The following is a 17,709-nucleotide window of genomic DNA, read 5'->3' on the forward strand; positions in this document are numbered from 1 at the left end:
CTTTTTTTTGAGAAGTTTAAGTTCATTAATTGTATCAACAATCTGTTCCATTCTCCTAATCATATGGAACGCATATTCATGTTATGAAAAATTCACGACAGGAAATTCATACTATTGGCTTAGTGGTATATTAGGCCTCGTTTTCGTGTACTTTTTCATCCAAAATATGCGGGATATACTTAACAAAAACTACAAAACATCCTAAACCATCTAGAAAGATATAATAAACAGTTCAGTTTACCGATACTTATTTACAGCGCCCCTTTCAAAAAAGACTAATCCTCCCTCTAAATTTGTCAATCGTTTTAATTTTCATAAAAAAATGATAAAATGTACTCATGTGTTTTCAGAATAATTAAAAACGCAGAAAGAAAACACTGTTTTTAGGAGGGGTTTTGATGACTTACACGTTAGCAACTAGAATGAAAGCATTCCAATCTTCTATATTTAGTGAATTAGGGGCCTATAAAAAAGATAAGATTGCAGCAGGTCACAAAATGATTGATTTAAGTATCGGGAATCCTGATATGCCACCTGCTGATTTCGTAAGAGAAGAAATGGTACATACAGCAAATCAAAAAGAAAGCTATGGATACACATTAAGTGGTATTCAAGAATTTCACGAAGCTGTAACTGAATATTACAACAACACTCATAATGTTATATTAAATGCCGATAAAGAAGTTTTATTATTAATGGGGTCACAGGATGGACTCGTTCATTTACCTATGGTTTATGCGAATCCGGGAGATATTATATTAGTTCCTGATCCAGGATATACAGCTTATGAAACAGGAATTCAAATGGCTGGAGCAACATCTTACTACATGCCTCTAAAGAAAGATAATGATTTCTTACCTAACTTAGAGCTAATTCCTGAAGAAATTGCAGATAAAGCGAAGATGATGATTTTAAACTTCCCAGGGAATCCGGTTCCAGCAATGGCTCATGAAGATTTCTTTAAAGAGATAATTGCATTCGCAAAAAAGCATAACATTATTGTTGTCCATGATTTTGCTTATGCTGAATTTTATTTTGATGGTAACAAACCAATTAGCTTCCTCTCTGTGCCTGGTGCTAAAGACGTTGGCGTAGAAATCAACTCTTTGTCAAAAAGTTATAGTTTAGCAGGTAGCCGTATTGGTTATATGATTGGTAATGAAGAAATTGTCGGGGCACTTACACAATTTAAATCTAATACAGATTACGGAGTGTTTTTACCAATTCAAAAAGCAGCATGTGCTGCACTAAGAAATGGCGCTGCTTTTTGTGAGAAAAATCGCGGTATTTATCAAGAACGTAGAGATACTTTAATCGATGGGTTCAAAACATTTGGCTGGAATGTCGATAAACCAGCTGGTAGTATGTTCGTTTGGGCTGAAATTCCGAACGGCTGGACTTCTATAGATTTCGCATATGCATTAATGGATCGTGCGAATGTCGTTGTTACGCCAGGTCATGCATTTGGACCTCACGGAGAAGGTTTTGTACGTATTGCACTCGTTCAAGATAAAAAAGTGCTACAACAAGTGGTTGAAAACATTAGAAATAGTGGTATTTTTTCTCTTGAAAAAGTAAATGAATTAGTTAAAAATTAATGATAACTCCCCTGCTTAACTGTAGCAGGGGTATTATTTATTGGAGGTATTTTCATATGCACATTGAAGACACTCTTCCTCATCGTTATCCATTTTTAATGATTGATAAAGTAACAAATGTAAAACATGGTGAATCCGTTACGGGATATAAACTCATTACAAATAATGAATGGTTTATAAATGATAGTCAAAAACATATGCCTCATATGTTAATTGTAGAAGCACTTGCTCAGCTTAGCGCATTTGTACATACGAGTGACTCTGAAGGATTAGGCTTTCTCTCCTCTTTAGATGGAGTTACATTCCACGGAAAAGCATATCCCGGTGATAAACTTGATTTGCATTATGAGCTATCTCGAAATCGCCGAGGTTTTGTTCTCGGTAAAGGTACCGCAACGGTTAATAATCAGCCGATTGTAATGATAGAAAAGCTATTAATATATCAAGCTGAATAAAGAAGATGTAATTCGACTGGGGCTCTATCTCCTACAAATTCGTTTCACCAACATGAACAGAGTAAATAAACTACTTGGTTAGGGGCAGGAAAATGAAAAGTACGATTGGTATCGATGCTGGAGGAACATTAACAAAAATTGCTTATTTGAACGAAAAAAAGCAATTAGCTTTTGAAAAATTTTATTCAAATGAACAAGATAAAATAATAGATTGGCTTAAGAAAAACACTGGTAAAAAACAAATATGTATTACAGGTGGTAAAGCAAAACAATTACAGCAACTGCTTACAGGTTCATATAAAATAATAGAGCTAAACGAATTTGAAGCTACTCTTATAGGCGTCCGCTACATGTTAAAAGAAGAGAAATATGATATAAACAACTTTATTTTAACAAATATCGGAACAGGTACTTCTATTCATTACGTTTATAATGACAAATATATTCGAGCTGGTGGGACTGGTGTTGGCGGTGGCACTATTATGGGACTTTCAAAATTATTAACAAATATAGATCATTTTGAAGATGTGATTCCTTTAACAAAAATAGGTTCTAGAAAAGAACTAGATATTACGGTTGGAGATATTTATGGTGGTATTCTCTCACCTATTGATAATAGTTTAACTGCAAGCAATTTTGGTAAAGCGGCTACTATAGAATCAAATTATAATAGCTCAGATATACTTGCTACTGTACAAGGGCTTGTCGGTGAAGTCGTTACTGCATTAAGCCTTCAATTCGCCGAAACAAAAAACATTGACCATATTATTTATATTGGCTCGACTCTATGTAATAACGTACACCTTCAAAATATTATTTGTAGCTACACAAAATATCAAAATAAAACACCTATTTTTTTACGAGATGGTGGTAATAGTGGTGCGATTGGAGCTTGGCTTCATGTTACGAATAAAAAAAGCTGACAATTGTCAGCTTTTTTGCAACGGTACTTCAAATTCTATAATTGATTCCCCATTCTCTCCAATTCGCTCTACACTAATTCTATCAACTACACATTGTAACTTTTCAGGAAAACTTTGAATATCCTTAGCTACTTCAGCAGCTACCCCAGCACTTTCTATTCTCCCGACTGTTACATGCGGTATGTACGGAATATCTTCTTTCAAAAATTGTATTAAAGGTCCTGTATACAGGATATTATGCAGTTCTTCTATTTGTTCTTTTCCCTTTTCAACTAGTAAAAACAAATATTCTCCCACACTCGTAATTTGATTCGCAAATTCAATTTCTATCTCCTGTATCCCTTTTGATAACTTCAAAATATGTAGTTTCAACTCATCATTTGAAAGTGAACTTTCAAATGGGAATACAATTGTAATATGCGGTGGAATTAACCCAAATAAAGGATCATGTTTTAGCCTAATGGCCTCTATTTCATTGATAGAAATTTTATTTAGAAAAAGTAAAATCGTACGCATTTTTATACTCCCTACTTCCCCTTTTTTTATATTTATCATATTGTATAGCAGTGTGCACTTCAACAAATGTTTACAATTACATATAAAAAGAAAAAACTTCTCGAAAGAGAAGTTTTTTCTTATATAGCATGATTATTATTTTCCCGCCAAACTTTTCTGAACTTAATATAACAAGCAATTCTCCACGGAATGATATATGACACGGCAACAACGTAAAATAATAAACCAATCGTTTGTTGATCTAAATCAATAATATATTGCCTTGAACCATATCTTAAAATAATCAGTGCAATAAAAGTAATTAAAAAAGCTGCACTTTTTTTCGTATAAATATTCCCATCCTCTCTTCGCTCATAATTTGTTAAAACTATAAGTGGTACGGCGAAAAGGACACCAATTAATACCGCTATTATAACTTGTAAGATAGCTGGATGTACGGGGCCAAAAAACCATATAATCCCTGGTGTTAAAAATAGTAATGGCCATAACATACGTTTTCCCGTTCCCTTTATTGGCTTATACATAGAGCGATAACGACGCAAAAATATTAGTAGTGCAATGCATAAAAAGACTGTAATTAGTGAGGACGTGTCTCCCATTTACTTTCCTTCTCTCTAAAATAATCCAACACTCTATTAAACCGTTCGTTCAAATGATACTTTACGTATAAATATACTACTAGTTATGATATAAAGAATAGTTAATCCAATTGAAATAACAGTAAAATATGGAATATCTACTAAAGATCCATCACTTGTAAATAATAAACCGGTTACCCCTGCGTTTCCATAAAGCACACTATTTGTTGATAAGAAAAGTGTTCCACCAATCATAAGACCAATCCACTGAAATCGTTGTTTTAAAAGTATTACCACTTGAAAGAAACATGCTGTTGTTACATAAAATAAAAATTGCAAAATAAATTGTTGCGCTAATTGCTCCCCAAAGTTAACATTCTCTAAATTATATTTTATATGTTGTAAAAGCATTACTTGAAGAAATGAAAACAATGCCGATTGCAGTACAATATAACAAATCGCTCCGATGAAAAATTGTATTCTCGTAACGCCAAATGAAACAGCTAAACGAAATAAATCATCTTGAATAATGAAAACACTCCCAACTATAAACATTATAATTGCTATTGAAGGATTATTAATAATCTCAGGTAAATAACCAATTTTTACTCCGTTTAAATGAGCAGCATTCAAAGCTCCTGTTATTAATAAAATTACAATCCAAAATATTAAAATTGCTTTATAATGAAAATTAATATGTAACTTTAACTGCTTCAATAACATCGTCATTTCACTTCACCACCAGTTATGTGAATAAATAGTTTTTGTAATGTAATTCTATCAATTACTAGACCTTCTTTTTCAAGAGAGTAATAATCTTCATTAGAAAGTTCTTCCCATATAACAGCAATCCCCTTATTTCCATAACCTTCTCGATTTATAACATTTTTATTAATCAAGAATTCATCTACTTTATCTTTTTTCCCTGAAATAATATGAGCTTGTTGCAATAAATCTTCCACTGATGATTGAACAAGCAATCTTCCTTCTTTTATGATGATTACATCTTCAATAATATGAGTTACTTCTTCTACTAAATGTGTTGATAATATAATTGTTCGGGGATACTTACCGTAATCTTCTAATAGTAAACTATAAAATAACTCTCGATGTGCTGCATCTAAACCTGTAGTTGGTTCATCAAAAATAGTAATTGGTGCCCTACTTGCCAACCCTTGAATAATCCCGACAACCGTTTGCATACCATGTGATAGTTTGTGATATTTTTCTGTTATATTAAGTTGAAATTTGCCTGCTAGTTCTTCAGCATACTTTCCATCCCAATTTTTATAAAACATGCTACACATCTTAAAAATTTCTTTTACTCTATAACTTAAATGAGCTTCTTCTTTCACTTTAACGAAACAAATATTTTGCATCGCTTTACTATTTTCAAATACATTTTCACCAAATATTGATACGCTACCACTACTTGAAGTAATTTGGCCTGCAAGTAAATTTAATAGCGTCGTTTTTCCTGCTCCGTTTCTACCAAGCAAACCATATATTTTATGCTCTTCCAATGAAATCGTTACTTCATTTACAGCTACTTTCTTTTTGTATTTTTTCGTTATATCTTTCGTTTCAAGTGCAATCATCCCTCTTTCCCCTCCTTCGTGATTTTTTGAATCATATCCATCAATTCGTCTTTCGATATTTCTAATACTTTTGCTTCTTCCCACACTTTCGGTAAATATTCGGTCATAAAAGTATTTTGTCTTTTTTTAAGTACAACTTCTTTCGCTCCTTTTGCAACAAACATCCCGATCCCTCTCTTTTTATATAAAATCCCTTCATCCACTAATACATTTACCCCTTTAGCTGCAGTAGCTGGATTAATTTGTAGCATCTTCGCAAATTGATTTGTTGATGGCACTTGTTCTTCTTCAAGCAATATGTCTTTTAAAATATCAGATTCGATCGTTTCTGCAATTTGTAAGTATATCAATTTATTTTGCTCCAGAGTAGGTTTCACAATTTCACCACCTTAGTTAGGTTCATAGGTTCATTACTTATGTAATTAACCATATCACATAAACATATTTATTTCCATAAATTTCTTTTACAAAAAAAGAGAGTCATTCGTTTAAGAATGACTCTCTTTCTAAAATTTAGAAGTTTCAACTCTTGTTCTCAAATCCTTTTCATTTATACCCTTTTGACAAAAGTTAAATTGTTGTCCTTTTATCAACTTTGTACGATCTACTATTTGCCCTAAATGATAACTTGTATGCTCTACTAAATGTAATAAACTATGAAGATCAATATGTCTTTTTTCTTCCCATGCTTGTATATATGCTTTTCCCCATTCATCAAATACTTTTTCAACATACTGTAGCAAAACTTCAGTACGTTGTCGTTTTACTGGAAAATACTCCTCGATTCCCTTTTCAAAAACTATATTTGGATTTTTATAACGACTCGTATTTCTCTGTATATGTTCACAAATATGCAATACGATTCCACCAATTGGATTAACAGAGTTCCCTTGCTTCCACAAATCATCTTCATTAGCGAACTCAATTGCCTGTACTAACTTAGATAAATAATGATCCTGCATTCTATGATAAGAAATTTTGTATACTAACTCCATCTTTTCTCCTCCAATCATTTCAACTGCTGCACTGGATATTTAGTAAATAAAGATTTCCGAAACTCTTTATCATTCATAAGCATTGTAATTTCTTCGTTATTTTCGTTAAGAAACTTTACTACTTTCTTTTTATCCCATATATCATTTTCTTTTGGAAAATTATCAAATTTTTCATACAGGATTGATAGTATTTCTTCTCTTTTTATCGTGAAATTTTTATTTTCTACTTGAAACTCGTAGCTTTTCGCATTTGGTACTAAAATCGCTAGATAAATAACGTTAAAGAGAAAATTCTTCTCCATCGTATCCTTACCATCAAACCAATATGTCTCAACCATGTCTTCTGTAAGGATTCCATTCTCTTTTGCATCATAGTTCACCTTTATACTTTCATTCTCTAAACTTATACTTTGAAATGTTTCACCACCGGGTAAATGATTAACAATTGCAACCACATCTGAGTTATTCCCAACATATGTCCCAGCATATTGCTTAAAGTCACCAGGTTCAACATCAGATATTCCTTTTATTCTTTCTCCGCTAGAACAAGCAGTAATAAATAAAAAAATTGTTAGCATAACCATTACATTACGATGCATATACTTCATTTAGCATCCCCCATTTTTATCGGTATTTCTTTAATTACAATAGTACTTATCAAATCCCTTTAAAACATACGCATTTTAATCAAAATTAAAAATTTTCAATTTTTATGTTTACAATTATCCATTAATTGTATATACTTACTAACGTAAGAAAAATATTCTAAAAGGAGGTCGAAGGAAATGATGAAATTACAATTACATGCTTTAACTTTAGCGTTAACTGCACATGTGTTTTCTGGACAATTAAATATGAATTCGACCACCCTAATGGAGAATTGAAAATTGTACTTTATTTCTATTAATTCATAAATTCGCCACAGGAGGTCGTATACTTTCCTGTGGCTTTTTCACGCCTGGCCATAGGAGAACTATATCTTCCTGTGGCTTTTTTGTGCGATTTTTTAGTCTCTTACATTATTTTTTAAAGAAAGGAGCAACATTCGATGACTATTAGCGTATTGTTTTTAAGTATTACGATTCAAAGAAATACAATTTCCAAAGATGAAATTTTTCATAATGAGCAAATTGAAAAAGCTATGAATGATGTTAAGGAGCGCCAAGCACTTTATTGTGATCACATGTAATTCCTTTTCGAAAGGAGGAATTCATTTATGACTTTTCATATTTTCTTTTTTACGACTGTACTTCAGAAAAATACTTTAACTGAAGCTGAAATCAATCGTAAACAACAATTAAAACAACTGACTGATAAAATGACTGACATTAAAAGTTCATACTATACGCACATGTATTAAAAATATATTTTTAAGGAGAAATACCTTCATGAAATTTAAAGCATTCTTTTTAACCATCACCATTCAACAACGTAAGCTTTCTCGAAACGAAATTTTACGTGAGCAACACATTCAATCCATTATGGACGAAATGAAAGACCGCCAAGCTTCTTATTACAGTCGTCTTTTCTAAATCAATTATAAAGGGGTTTTATCTAATGAAATTTAAAGCATTCTTTTTAACCATCACCATTCAACAACGTAAACTTTCACAGAATGAGATTTTGCGTGAGCAACACATTCAAACTATTATGGACGAAGTAAAAGAGCGTCAAGCTTCGTATTACAATCGTCTTTTCTAAATAACTTTTAAAGGGGCTATACCTTCATGAAATTTAAAGCATTCTTTTTAACAATTACCATTCAACAACGTAAACTTTCACAGAATGAGATTTTGCATGAGCAACACATTCAAACTATTATGGACGAAGTGAAAGACCGCCAGGCTTCTTATTACAGCCGTCTTTTCTAATTAACTTATAAAGGGGTAATATGTAATGAAATTTAAAGTATTCTTTTTAACGATCACGATTCAAAAAACTAAGTTCTCAGACAATGAGATTTTGCATGACCATCAAATTAATAAAGCTATGGAAGATGTAAAAGAACGTCAAAGTCACTACTGTAGCCATCTATAATTCCTTTCGAAAGGAGGAATGTATCATGAAGTTTCACCTTTTCTTTTTAACAATCACAATCCAGAAAGAAACTATTTCTGAAACTGAATTAAAACAAGAACAGCAATACAAAATGATTATTGATGAAATTCGTGATCGAAGAAGCAAATACTACACCCACCTATAATCATTTAACTATAAAAAATTGAGAGGGGTCGATTATGATGTTGATAGTACGTTGTAAAGAAATGATTTGGATAGTTCAGAGGGATTCCACATAGTTTTATTTGGGGCTATATCATCCAAGTTTACTGTTTTATTTGATATGTAATAAATATATAATAAAATTGCATTCGTACACTTTTTAATATTGATTAATAAACAAAAGATACACCACTTAAAAAGGGGTGTATCTTTCTCAACATTTACTATTTTCGATTACTTCGTTTCGTCTTAAATAATCTCACTAAGTTTGATACAACAGTTTTCGTTACTGCATAAACTGGCACCGCCAAAATCATTCCGATAATTCCCGCAAAGTTACCTACCCCTAAAATTAAAATAATAATTGTTAATGGATGAATATTTAATTTTGAACTCATAATACGCGGTGAAATGATGTTACTTTCAAACTGTTGTACAATTGTTACGATAATAATTACGTACAACGCTTGCATCGGAGATACGAACAGACCTACAATAACAGCTGGTGCTGCACCGATAAATGGACCTAAGTTAGGAATGATATTAGTAAATGCTGCTATAATTCCTAAAACAAAAGCGTATGGTAAATCGATAATTAAATAACCGATAAAAGTAAAAGCACCTACAAATATACAAACGAGCGCTTGCCCTTGAATATAAGCAGATAATGTTTCGTTCGTTTCCTTAATGATACGAAGTCCTTCTTCACGGTAAGATTCAGGTAATAGACTAACTGCTTTCCCTGGAAACGCATGTCCATCTTTAAACATATAAAATAAAATGAACGGTACTGTAAAGATAACTAATGCGACATTCGTTATAATACCAAATAAAGCCGTTGCACTCGACGTAATGGTGTTTGGTATATCCTTTAAGTATTCAATTGCATTTTTTTCAATTGTTTCAATGGAAACATAGTTTTGTGTAGATAACCATTCAAACAGTCTATGATGGGATAAATCTTGTATGTATACTTTTCCCTCTTTTATATAACCTGGCATATTTTTTACTAAATCCATTAGCTGTTGGGAGATCGTTGGTACTACTACCCCAACTCCAACCGCGGTTAATGTTATGATAAAAAGATATAACAGTAATATCGCTAAATTTCTAGGTACTTTTTTATCCTCCAAAAAGACTAATACCGGATTAAATATGAAGTATAAAAAAAGCGCGATTAAGATTGGGAAAAACAACGTTGATATGAAGATACCAATCGGTTGAAATAGAAACGATATTTTTGTGCAAATAAATATGATCGCTACAACCATTAGCACTTCTAATGTCCAAAAGTGCACTTTCGATTTCAAAAAAACGTCCTCCTTTAAACTAGCACTTCTCTTCATTGTACCAAAATAAGCAACAATTTCACATAATATTTTCCTTTACAATATTCCAAAATACCAATAAATACACTACAATGAGATTACATACAAATTTGCAGGTAAAGGTGATAAAAATGACACAATGCATCATTTGCAGAAAAGATACGAAAGAACTTAGTGAACAATATGTCATCCCAGAAATATTATGTGGATATTATTTCACAAACTCAATTTGTGATACTTGTCATGAACAAATGACAACAAAAATTGATCGCCCCTTAATTCGGCATAAATTAAGTCAATTTAAGATTGAGCAAATGAAAAAACAGATTGACTCCCCCCTCTATACAAATGAGCATGGTGAGGAACTTGCGGCGGCTGAGACAGATGTTGTTGAAGTAAGTGATGAAATACTTTATTCCAATGCATTAATTATGAAACTATGTAAAAAGCACGATATTTCACTACATAATGAAATTTGGAAAGAAGAACGTGTAACAAAAGTAGCTAGCTCTATTCAACGTGAATTACTTTTAGATAACCGTAAGTATAAAATGAGTGTATTAAAAATGGCTTATACTTTCGCTGTACAAGCAGTTGATGGCTATTTTGAAGATCCTGATGCGATTGATATTTCTAACATTCTATCAAATGCCGACTTCATGGAATTAAAAGAAAAGAGCATTGTTCGCGATTTAAGCAAAAGTTCATTATGGAATACATTAAATACAAATAGCGAAAACCATTATTTTATTTTATTAAGTGATAAAGATGGCCTGTTCTGTTTCATTCGTCTATTTGATATTTTTGACGTTGTCGTTCATTTATCCGAAAAGAGATATGAACTTTCATCACCAATTGTTGGTATAAATAATGTAAATAAACAGGAATTTTATGTCCAAACTTTAAAACAGTATATGGACGGGCTCTTTAAAGAAAAAACACCTTCTATTTAATGGCAAAACAGAACATACGGTCTCCTTTCTTGATGAAAAGACACTGTGTTATAATAAGTATGAAAAGAACAATACAATCACATAAACCAATTATAAATTGTATATAAATAAAAAAGACTAGTGTGCGGCTACACACTAGTCCACGTAACTTAGCAGATTGGATTGTTCATTTATCCTATTTGTTTCTTACAAACAAAACAACCCACATTCTATTGGCATAGGTGGGTTGTTATTTTTTGAGCTTGTCTATTAAAACGACGACGAACGTTAACAATGCAACGAGAAACAGTCCACCTTGCAGTAACAACGCTATTTCACTCACTTATTATCACCCCCCTCCTACTTGGAGAAGTGATAATTGAACAACCAACCGTACCTTAAGTTACTATTTAATTTTACCATATTTTCTGATAGTTTACGATGAAAACCCGCAAGTGATTTACTCGCGAGTTTTTTTATTTCTCACTATTTTTTTAATGCATATGCATCGGCTATCATTTCACCAACAATTTTATTTTCTTGTTTCTTATCTTCTTTCAATAAAGGAAATAACAGTTCTGCCACTTCATATGCCTCTTCTAAATGAGGGTATCCCGATAATACAAAAGTATCAATTCCTAACGCTTCATATTCTTTTATTCTATCTGCTACTGTATGCGGATCTCCTACAAGTGCAGTACCTGCACCACCTCTTACAAGTCCTATACCAGCCCATAAGTTTGGACTTATCTCTAACGATTCCCGTGTTCCTTTATTTAAATAAGTCATTCGTTTTTGACCAACTGAATCGTACCTTGCAAATGTTTTTTGAGCAAGCTCAATTGTCTCATTATCTACATATTGAATTAAACGTTCTGCCTCTTCCCATGCTTCTTCTTCTGTTTCTCTTACAATTACGTGTAATCTAATGCCAAATTGAACCGTACGCCCCTTTTCTTCCGCAAGTTTTCTTACTTCATCTATTTTCTCTTTCACTTGCTTTGGTGGCTCGCCCCACGTTAAATATACATCACTATGTTCTGCTGCAACTTCCTTTCCAGCAGCGGATGATCCTCCGAAATATATAGGAGGGTATGGCGTTTGAACTGGCGGGAACACAACTTTACTATCCGTAACCTTAATATGTTTTCCTTCTAAAGAAATTGTTTCACCTTGCAATGTTGATTTCCAAACCTTTAAAAACTCATCCGCCGCTTCATATCTTTCATCATGCTCAAGATATAATCCATCACCTTGCAATTCAACTGGATCCCCTCCAGCTACTACATTAATTAGAAGTCTGCCGTCTGAAATTCTATCAAATGTAGAAGCCATCCTCGCTGCAACTGTCGGTGACATTAGTCCTGGTCTAACTGCTACTAAAAACTTTAATTTCTCTGTCTCAGCTGCAAGAGCTGACGCTAACACCCATGGATCTTCACAACCTTGACCAGTTGGAAGTAACACACCTGTATATCCTAAATAATCGGCTGCCTGTGCAACTTGTTTATAATAACCATACTCAGCTGCTCTTCCTCGTTTTGTCGTTCCTAAATATCGACCATCTCCATACGCCGGAATAAACCATAATAATTCCATACCTTTTACACACCCCTTATTTATTTTGAAACGTATACTAAAATACTCTATATAAATTACCCCTAATAATTTATATGTTAATTTCCTATCTCGCCTTTAAAATTATCTCGCCATCTTAAAAACTTCACTTCTAGTAAACGTACGAGTGAATCAGAAAACTTCCCAACGAATGCAAAGATGATAATACCGACAAATACGATATCTGTATTTGAAAATTGCCTTGCATCCATTATCATATAGCCAATACCTTCTGTAGATCCCATAAGTTCTGCTACTACTAAACTCACCCATGCAACTCCTAATGATAATCTTGCTCCTAGTAATAGGTTCGGTAATGCGGCAGGTAAAATTAATTTTGTAATTAATTTTCTTTTACTAAACTCTAACACTCTCGCAACATCAAATAATTTTGAATCTACACCTCGTATTCCTAGAAACGCGTTTACGTATAAAGGAAAAAATGCACCATCTGCAATTAATAACACTTTTGATGTTTCCCCAAAACCGAACCATAATACGAAAAGCGGTGCAACAGCTAAGTGAGGCACAGTTCTTAACATTTGTACTGACGGATCTAAATATTGCTCACTTCTCGTTGAAAATCCAACAATTGTTCCTAAAATAATTCCTAAACTCCCGCCAATAAAGAAACCAGCGGCCGCCCTAAATACACTAATACTTACATGACCGAATAACTCTCCTGTTTTTATAAGTTCTTGAAAAGCTAGAAATATATCTAATGGCGTTGGTAATACTGTTTTAGAAACTAGATCAAATACGCCGGCTAATTGCCAAATTATTAATACGATAACTGGTATAGTAATCGCTCTTACTAACACTTTTACATTTGTCTTTCGCACTTTTTTTACATTGCTTTTGCCAATCGTTATACTCGCCCTTTTCACAACAGCCTTCGTATTTTCCAATTTACAAAACCTCTTTTCATTTCGCCTTTAATGCTTTTTCTACGAAAGAATTATCTACAACTTTATCTGTTTTGATTTCTTTCTTTATAGAACCGAGCTTATATTGAAAATCTGCTGTCTTTTGCTGTTCTGTAACTATTTCTTTCGTTACCGGAACTAAAATGGGTTTGTCGTGATTAAACACTTCTTTTACAATATCTGCATCTATTTTCTTTGCGGAAGTGTATATTTTTATTGCTTCATCTAAGTTTTCATCTTGCCATACACGTGCTTTTTCATATACTTTAAGGAATTTCTCAACTAATTCTGGATGCTCTTTCGCAAATTTTGTTCTCGCAATTAAAAACTCTGGAGAAGATACATTTAATTGTTCACCATCTGTAATCACCTTCGCTCCTTTATTTACCGTATGTAACGATATGAAAGGATCCCAAATTGCCCATGCATCTACTGATCCTGATTCAAATGCTGGCTGCGCTTCATCTGGTTGCAGTTGAATCACATTTACATCTTTCGCATTGATACCCTCTTTATCAAGCGCTCGATACAATAAATTAAATGCGCTACTTCCTTTTGCAACAGCAATTTTTTTACCTTTTAATTCTTTGACACTTGTAATCTTGCTATCTTGTTGTACAAGAATCCCTGTTCCTTTTCTCGCATAACTTGTATTAGCAATTTCGGTAAATTCAATACCAGCTGCTTGTGCGGAAATAACTGGGGAGTTCCCAACTTCACCAAAGTCTAATCGATTTGATGCAATCGCTTCAAAATAAGGAGGACCGCTTTGGAACTCTGTCCATTTCACTTTAACTCCTTCCTTTTTGAATTCTTCTTCAAACCATCCCTTTTTCTGCGCGAGTAATAGTGGACTTAATCCTTGCTGAATACCAATTTGTACTGTTACATCTTCCTTCTTACTACTTGCTGTACTTTTCTCACATCCGAATAGAAATAAAGAAATAGCTACTGCAAAAGAAAGAACTTTAAATTTTTTATACATAAATACTCACCCTCTCCCTATAAACTTGTTTGAATCAATCCTCCATACTCAAACTGCTGTAATACTTTCTTTCGAATTTCTTGGAATGACTCCGAAGTTTTACTACGCGGATAAGGTAAATTATTTTCAATTGCTTTATGTATTTTTCCAGGCTTTGCACTCATGATGACAATTCTGTTTGAAAGATATATTGCTTCATCTAAATCATGTGTAACGAATATCATTGTCGTCTTTTTTTGTTCCCAAATGTTGAGCAGTACTTCTTGCAAATGACTTCGGGTAAATGCATCCAGTGCTCCAAATGGTTCATCAAGTAATAATACATTAGGATCTCTTAGCAACGCTCTTGCAATCGCAACACGTTGTGACATCCCGCCTGATATTTCTTTCGGATATGATTTTTCAAAACCGTCTAACCGAACAATTTCAACCCATTCCTTTACCTTATCCTTCACATACTTATCTTTTAATGACAAATCAGCTGCAATGTTTTCTTCAACTGTTAACCATGGAAACAGACGATGCTCTTGAAATATAAATCCTTGCTTCTTACTCGGTTTTGTTATACGCTCCCCATCAATAATGATTTCACCTTCAAAATCGTTGTCTAAACCTGCAATAATTTTTAATAGTGTACTTTTTCCGCAACCACTCGGACCAATTACTGTAACAAAATCCCCTTTCTCTAATTGAAAATTAATATTCTCTAATACTTGAACAGTACCAGTTTGCTTCGAAAAATATTTTGATACCTCATGAATTGAAACAGTCACTTCTTCGCCTCCTTGAAATGATTCATCTAAATGAACAGATTCACTATTTATGCAATAAAAAAACCAAAGGCATTTTATCAATAGATAAAATGCCTTTGGTTTCTCCAATCAGCAATACGTAATAGAATTAAGTACATATTATACAAATATTTCCGATAAGTCAACTGGGTTTTGTTAAAAATTACATATGATTCGTTTGAACATCCTTATTGTTATTTGTTTAAAAATTACTTTTTATGGTCCTTAATCCACTGTAACCAATAAGAAAACTCACATGCCAAATGCATTTGATGTGATTTAATAAGGCTATTAGGACAAAGTGCCGGAAACTCTACAACTAGACTTACTTCTATACCAGTATCTGTATCTTTGAATTGATGTCGAACTCCACCAATAGTAGTACCGTCTTTCATACGTGCAACACCTGTTGATTGGTATTGATAAGACTTTTCTCGAGGTGTCTTCAATCCTGTTTCGTCACCAAAAACAATAAAAAATTGAACTGGAAATGGAGAATTACCAGTAGTTTCGATAACCTCTAATTCATTTTCCCCAAAGGGTCTTAGTACGTAGTGATCTGGACAGGCTGATAAATTTACTTGATCATTTTCATCTGATTGTTCAAGCATAAAACTATCAATTCCATTTATCGCTTCTTCTGCTGTAATCCCATCTAAATAGATACTTGTTTTTGAAAATTTTCGTCTATCACCAGATAAAACAGTACAAATACGCATACCCATTTCACTTAATTTCAGTTTAGATTTTAACTTATCATACATTTCATTGTATGAATAATTTAACTTTAGTTCCGTTAGTTTTTTTATCATAACGTCTGTATCATTTAATTCCGGTTCTTTATGTCCTAATGTATGTAAAACTTTTTTAATACGTTCTCTTTTCCACTTTGTAAGTTGTTCATTCGAAATATTGTTTCCGTCAATCATAATTTTCATATACATTCTCCTTCGCTTTGATCGTATCGTAGTGTATTTAATACTAAATGAATCATTTCTTGCTTCGTGTCTAGATTCAAATTCACCTCTGAATGAGCAATACTGCTAAGACCGTATAAAATAAATCCTGATGTTAATAATGAGTTATCAGTATTAAAAATCCCAGTTTTCACCCCTTCTTCGATTACTTGTCGAATTAATGGCTGCATTCGCGTAAATAATTTCTGTTCCAGTTGAAAATGTTGTTCTGTCTGAAACGAACTCACATTTTTATAGGGTGCTAATTTTTCGATAAATGTCCAAAATATATTTAGAGAATCTTTCAGCTTTTGCATGACAGACCGTTCATTAGAAATAAGTATTTCTTCAATTAACTCCATATTTTTCACAATAAAATCATTTAATACTTCATCAACAAAATTCTCTTTAGACTTGAAGTAATAATAAAATAAGCCCGTTGCTACACCTGCATGATTCACAACATCTTTTATGCCAAATCCTTTCATACCATTTTTCATATATAGTTCAAAACCAATATCCATCAACTCTTGCCTTCTAACATCTGGTTCTTTTGATATTCTTTTCATAGGTCATCTCCTACTATGTTTTACCCTCGACTGAATCTGATTCAATCATAAACGACTGAACTATATTCAGTCAATATTAGTTTCCACAAAAAAAGAGTAATCTCAAGAAATATACATCTAACCTTAGACTTATCAAAAAAGTTAGATCATATAACTTAAGACTACTCAATTTCATTAAACACATATTTTCTTTTCAAATCGCTTTAGTTTAACCACACCATTTCTGTCTCTACAATCATTTGAGGAAGCGTCTTTTGAATGATTTCCTCTAATATATTAAGAGCTTCATTCACATAACCACCCTCAAAACCCTCTAAAGGCTCAGGTAACTCATCCTCATCTAAAATAAAATATTCACCACTTGGAAGTACCAATATATCAATAATTAAGTCTTCAAATGACACTAATTCGTCTGTTATTTGCGTATTTTTTACAACATTAAAATAAGAGCCTACATATATTCCATTTTTATCTCTCCATATGTATAAATTGTACGGACGATTTTCCCAGTAGTATGCAATGGTGTAACTTCCTTTTGGGATTGTTAAACTCGCACGATGTGCAGTCATTGTAAATGAATACTGAACCTCATGAAATAACACGATACTTTGCAACTGCTTTTCAAGTAATAAGCAAGTGTGATCTACTACGGTCGAATCATACCGAATTTTTCTTTCTATAATTTCACTTTTTGGTGTTAGTAATTTATTCATTCTTTGTTT

28 protein-coding genes are annotated in these 17,709 nt (G+C 32.8%); 12 read left to right on the forward strand and 16 right to left on the reverse strand.

Annotation, left to right across the window (positions count from 1 at the left end; translation table 11 throughout):
- Positions 1-7 precede the first annotated feature (7 nt).
- From AC2CGR_RS09550 to coaW, 4 genes are all read left to right on the forward strand, one after another.
- Positions 8-205, forward strand: coding sequence for a DMT family transporter (locus tag AC2CGR_RS09550; protein WP_131102410.1), 198 nt, complete (start codon positions 8-10; stop codon positions 203-205).
- Positions 206-398: 193 nt separating this feature from the next.
- Entirely contained in the window at positions 399-1,598 is a 1,200-nt protein-coding gene (locus tag AC2CGR_RS09555; RefSeq protein ID WP_131102412.1) for an LL-diaminopimelate aminotransferase, read from the forward strand.
- A 56-nt stretch (positions 1,599-1,654) separates the two neighbouring features.
- Positions 1,655-2,053 (forward strand): 3-hydroxyacyl-ACP dehydratase FabZ family protein, encoded by a 399-nt coding sequence (locus tag AC2CGR_RS09560; protein ID WP_087964445.1) that lies wholly within the window; start codon positions 1,655-1,657, stop codon positions 2,051-2,053.
- A 92-nt stretch (positions 2,054-2,145) separates the two neighbouring features.
- The gene (coaW, locus tag AC2CGR_RS09565) at positions 2,146-2,976 is read left to right on the forward strand and encodes a type II pantothenate kinase (RefSeq protein ID WP_484480771.1); all 831 of its coding nucleotides are present in this window, start codon (positions 2,146-2,148) and stop codon (positions 2,974-2,976) included.
- A gap of 6 nt (positions 2,977-2,982) precedes the next feature.
- On the opposite strand, the gene AC2CGR_RS09570 is transcribed toward coaW, so the two are convergent.
- The 7 genes from AC2CGR_RS09570 to AC2CGR_RS09600 all read right to left on the reverse strand — a co-directional run bounded on the left by AC2CGR_RS09570 (position 2,983) and on the right by AC2CGR_RS09600 (position 7,271).
- Entirely contained in the window at positions 2,983-3,492 is a 510-nt protein-coding gene (locus AC2CGR_RS09570; protein WP_484480772.1) for a 2'-5' RNA ligase family protein, read from the reverse strand.
- 119 nt (positions 3,493-3,611) lie between these two features.
- Complete coding sequence (locus AC2CGR_RS09575; protein ID WP_087964448.1) at positions 3,612-4,091, reverse strand: CcdC family protein; 480 nt, start codon at positions 4,089-4,091, stop codon at positions 3,612-3,614.
- Between the two features lie 36 nt (positions 4,092-4,127).
- Positions 4,128-4,799: a DUF4052 family protein gene (locus tag AC2CGR_RS09580; protein ID WP_270185052.1), complete on the reverse strand. Its 672-nt coding sequence runs from the start codon at positions 4,797-4,799 to the stop codon at positions 4,128-4,130.
- Complete coding sequence (locus AC2CGR_RS09585) at positions 4,796-5,668, reverse strand: ABC transporter ATP-binding protein (RefSeq protein ID WP_087964450.1); 873 nt, start codon at positions 5,666-5,668, stop codon at positions 4,796-4,798. The genes AC2CGR_RS09580 and AC2CGR_RS09585 overlap by 4 nt, the downstream gene beginning before the upstream one ends.
- A complete protein-coding gene (locus tag AC2CGR_RS09590) occupies positions 5,665-6,045 on the reverse strand; it encodes a GntR family transcriptional regulator (protein WP_000805194.1) in 381 nt (126 codons plus the stop codon). Before AC2CGR_RS09590 ends, AC2CGR_RS09585 begins: the two co-directional genes overlap by 4 nt.
- Positions 6,046-6,174: 129 nt before the next feature.
- Positions 6,175-6,663, reverse strand: a complete 489-nt coding sequence (locus AC2CGR_RS09595; RefSeq protein ID WP_087964451.1) for a hypothetical protein — start codon at positions 6,661-6,663, stop codon at positions 6,175-6,177.
- A gap of 14 nt (positions 6,664-6,677) precedes the next feature.
- Complete coding sequence (locus AC2CGR_RS09600; protein ID WP_087964452.1) at positions 6,678-7,271, reverse strand: DUF4825 domain-containing protein; 594 nt, start codon at positions 7,269-7,271, stop codon at positions 6,678-6,680.
- A 440-nt stretch (positions 7,272-7,711) separates the two neighbouring features.
- Here AC2CGR_RS09600 and AC2CGR_RS09605 point away from each other — a divergent pair, with 440 nt between their 5' ends.
- From AC2CGR_RS09605 to AC2CGR_RS09635, 7 genes are read left to right on the forward strand one after another with little or no spacing between them, the layout of a single operon-like run.
- Positions 7,712-7,852 carry a YrzI family small protein gene (locus tag AC2CGR_RS09605; RefSeq protein ID WP_000156190.1) on the forward strand — a complete coding sequence of 47 codons (141 nt, stop codon included), beginning with the start codon at positions 7,712-7,714 and terminating at the stop codon, positions 7,850-7,852.
- Positions 7,853-7,879: 27 nt separating this feature from the next.
- Entirely contained in the window at positions 7,880-8,023 is a 144-nt protein-coding gene (locus AC2CGR_RS09610) for a YrzI family small protein (protein WP_087964454.1), read from the forward strand.
- 28 nt (positions 8,024-8,051) lie between these two features.
- Positions 8,052-8,195, forward strand: coding sequence for a YrzI family small protein (locus AC2CGR_RS09615; protein WP_484480773.1), 144 nt, complete (start codon positions 8,052-8,054; stop codon positions 8,193-8,195).
- Positions 8,196-8,220: 25 nt separating this feature from the next.
- Complete coding sequence (locus tag AC2CGR_RS09620; RefSeq protein WP_087964456.1) at positions 8,221-8,364, forward strand: YrzI family small protein; 144 nt, start codon at positions 8,221-8,223, stop codon at positions 8,362-8,364.
- Positions 8,365-8,390: 26 nt separating this feature from the next.
- A complete protein-coding gene (locus AC2CGR_RS09625) occupies positions 8,391-8,534 on the forward strand; it encodes a YrzI family small protein (RefSeq protein WP_087964457.1) in 144 nt (47 codons plus the stop codon).
- 25 nt (positions 8,535-8,559) lie between these two features.
- Entirely contained in the window at positions 8,560-8,700 is a 141-nt protein-coding gene (locus tag AC2CGR_RS09630) for a YrzI family small protein (RefSeq protein ID WP_000669811.1), read from the forward strand.
- A gap of 25 nt (positions 8,701-8,725) precedes the next feature.
- On the forward strand, positions 8,726-8,866 hold the full coding sequence (locus tag AC2CGR_RS09635) for a YrzI family small protein (protein WP_087964458.1): 141 nt from the start codon (positions 8,726-8,728) through the stop codon (positions 8,864-8,866).
- Between the two features lie 241 nt (positions 8,867-9,107).
- Here AC2CGR_RS09635 and AC2CGR_RS09640 read toward each other — a convergent pair whose 3' ends face one another.
- Positions 9,108-10,193, reverse strand: a complete 1,086-nt coding sequence (locus AC2CGR_RS09640) for an AI-2E family transporter (RefSeq protein WP_000837885.1) — start codon at positions 10,191-10,193, stop codon at positions 9,108-9,110.
- A gap of 149 nt (positions 10,194-10,342) precedes the next feature.
- On the opposite strand from AC2CGR_RS09640, the gene AC2CGR_RS09645 reads away from it, so the two are divergent.
- On the forward strand, positions 10,343-11,164 hold the full coding sequence (locus tag AC2CGR_RS09645) for an HNH endonuclease (RefSeq protein WP_061686630.1): 822 nt from the start codon (positions 10,343-10,345) through the stop codon (positions 11,162-11,164).
- A 229-nt stretch (positions 11,165-11,393) separates the two neighbouring features.
- On the opposite strand, the gene AC2CGR_RS09650 is transcribed toward AC2CGR_RS09645, so the two are convergent.
- The 8 genes from AC2CGR_RS09650 to AC2CGR_RS09685 all read right to left on the reverse strand — a co-directional run bounded on the left by AC2CGR_RS09650 (position 11,394) and on the right by AC2CGR_RS09685 (position 17,700).
- Positions 11,394-11,486 (reverse strand): putative holin-like toxin, encoded by a 93-nt coding sequence (locus tag AC2CGR_RS09650; protein WP_001289320.1) that lies wholly within the window; start codon positions 11,484-11,486, stop codon positions 11,394-11,396.
- Between the two features lie 143 nt (positions 11,487-11,629).
- Positions 11,630-12,742: an FMNH2-dependent alkanesulfonate monooxygenase gene (ssuD, locus tag AC2CGR_RS09655; protein ID WP_000422277.1), complete on the reverse strand. Its 1,113-nt coding sequence runs from the start codon at positions 12,740-12,742 to the stop codon at positions 11,630-11,632.
- Between the two features lie 77 nt (positions 12,743-12,819).
- The gene (locus AC2CGR_RS09660; protein ID WP_061402974.1) at positions 12,820-13,668 is read right to left on the reverse strand and encodes an ABC transporter permease; all 849 of its coding nucleotides are present in this window, start codon (positions 13,666-13,668) and stop codon (positions 12,820-12,822) included.
- A 16-nt stretch (positions 13,669-13,684) separates the two neighbouring features.
- The gene (locus tag AC2CGR_RS09665; RefSeq protein WP_061402975.1) at positions 13,685-14,671 is read right to left on the reverse strand and encodes an aliphatic sulfonate ABC transporter substrate-binding protein; all 987 of its coding nucleotides are present in this window, start codon (positions 14,669-14,671) and stop codon (positions 13,685-13,687) included.
- Positions 14,672-14,688: 17 nt separating this feature from the next.
- Positions 14,689-15,444, reverse strand: a complete 756-nt coding sequence (locus tag AC2CGR_RS09670; protein WP_484480774.1) for an ABC transporter ATP-binding protein — start codon at positions 15,442-15,444, stop codon at positions 14,689-14,691.
- Between the two features lie 227 nt (positions 15,445-15,671).
- Positions 15,672-16,400 (reverse strand): hypothetical protein, encoded by a 729-nt coding sequence (locus AC2CGR_RS09675; protein WP_071716825.1) that lies wholly within the window; start codon positions 16,398-16,400, stop codon positions 15,672-15,674.
- A complete protein-coding gene (locus AC2CGR_RS09680) occupies positions 16,397-16,987 on the reverse strand; it encodes a TetR/AcrR family transcriptional regulator (protein ID WP_071716826.1) in 591 nt (196 codons plus the stop codon). Before AC2CGR_RS09680 ends, AC2CGR_RS09675 begins: the two co-directional genes overlap by 4 nt.
- A gap of 203 nt (positions 16,988-17,190) precedes the next feature.
- The gene (locus tag AC2CGR_RS09685) at positions 17,191-17,700 is read right to left on the reverse strand and encodes a ribonuclease FAU-1 family protein (protein WP_270185050.1); all 510 of its coding nucleotides are present in this window, start codon (positions 17,698-17,700) and stop codon (positions 17,191-17,193) included.
- Between the last annotated feature and the right edge of the window lie 9 nt (positions 17,701-17,709).

Source organism: Bacillus sp. LSHTCR4 (assembly GCF_057197025.1).

What these genes read in the sequence shown, in the direction of transcription:
- AC2CGR_RS09555 (WP_131102412.1), top strand. Translation starts at nt 399, where the DNA reads ATGACTTACACGTTAGCAACTAGAATGAAAGCATTCCAATCTTCTATA.
- AC2CGR_RS09560 (WP_087964445.1), top strand. Translation starts at nt 1,655, where the DNA reads ATGCACATTGAAGACACTCTTCCTCATCGTTATCCATTTTTAATGATT.
- coaW (WP_484480771.1), top strand. Translation starts at nt 2,146, where the DNA reads ATGAAAAGTACGATTGGTATCGATGCTGGAGGAACATTAACAAAAATT.
- AC2CGR_RS09570 (WP_484480772.1), bottom strand. Translation starts at nt 3,492, where the DNA reads ATGCGTACGATTTTACTTTTTCTAAATAAAATTTCTATCAATGAAATA.
- AC2CGR_RS09575 (WP_087964448.1), bottom strand. Translation starts at nt 4,091, where the DNA reads ATGGGAGACACGTCCTCACTAATTACAGTCTTTTTATGCATTGCACTA.
- AC2CGR_RS09580 (WP_270185052.1), bottom strand. Translation starts at nt 4,799, where the DNA reads ATGACGATGTTATTGAAGCAGTTAAAGTTACATATTAATTTTCATTAT.
- AC2CGR_RS09585 (WP_087964450.1), bottom strand. Translation starts at nt 5,668, where the DNA reads ATGATTGCACTTGAAACGAAAGATATAACGAAAAAATACAAAAAGAAA.
- AC2CGR_RS09595 (WP_087964451.1), bottom strand. Translation starts at nt 6,663, where the DNA reads ATGGAGTTAGTATACAAAATTTCTTATCATAGAATGCAGGATCATTAT.
- AC2CGR_RS09600 (WP_087964452.1), bottom strand. Translation starts at nt 7,271, where the DNA reads ATGAAGTATATGCATCGTAATGTAATGGTTATGCTAACAATTTTTTTA.
- AC2CGR_RS09605 (WP_000156190.1), top strand. Translation starts at nt 7,712, where the DNA reads ATGACTATTAGCGTATTGTTTTTAAGTATTACGATTCAAAGAAATACA.
- AC2CGR_RS09610 (WP_087964454.1), top strand. Translation starts at nt 7,880, where the DNA reads ATGACTTTTCATATTTTCTTTTTTACGACTGTACTTCAGAAAAATACT.
- AC2CGR_RS09615 (WP_484480773.1), top strand. Translation starts at nt 8,052, where the DNA reads ATGAAATTTAAAGCATTCTTTTTAACCATCACCATTCAACAACGTAAG.
- AC2CGR_RS09620 (WP_087964456.1), top strand. Translation starts at nt 8,221, where the DNA reads ATGAAATTTAAAGCATTCTTTTTAACCATCACCATTCAACAACGTAAA.
- AC2CGR_RS09625 (WP_087964457.1), top strand. Translation starts at nt 8,391, where the DNA reads ATGAAATTTAAAGCATTCTTTTTAACAATTACCATTCAACAACGTAAA.
- AC2CGR_RS09630 (WP_000669811.1), top strand. Translation starts at nt 8,560, where the DNA reads ATGAAATTTAAAGTATTCTTTTTAACGATCACGATTCAAAAAACTAAG.
- AC2CGR_RS09635 (WP_087964458.1), top strand. Translation starts at nt 8,726, where the DNA reads ATGAAGTTTCACCTTTTCTTTTTAACAATCACAATCCAGAAAGAAACT.
- AC2CGR_RS09645 (WP_061686630.1), top strand. Translation starts at nt 10,343, where the DNA reads ATGACACAATGCATCATTTGCAGAAAAGATACGAAAGAACTTAGTGAA.
- ssuD (WP_000422277.1), bottom strand. Translation starts at nt 12,742, where the DNA reads ATGGAATTATTATGGTTTATTCCGGCGTATGGAGATGGTCGATATTTA.
- AC2CGR_RS09665 (WP_061402975.1), bottom strand. Translation starts at nt 14,671, where the DNA reads ATGTATAAAAAATTTAAAGTTCTTTCTTTTGCAGTAGCTATTTCTTTA.
- AC2CGR_RS09675 (WP_071716825.1), bottom strand. Translation starts at nt 16,400, where the DNA reads ATGAAAATTATGATTGACGGAAACAATATTTCGAATGAACAACTTACA.
- AC2CGR_RS09680 (WP_071716826.1), bottom strand. Translation starts at nt 16,987, where the DNA reads ATGAAAAGAATATCAAAAGAACCAGATGTTAGAAGGCAAGAGTTGATG.
- AC2CGR_RS09685 (WP_270185050.1), bottom strand. Translation starts at nt 17,700, where the DNA reads ATGAATAAATTACTAACACCAAAAAGTGAAATTATAGAAAGAAAAATT.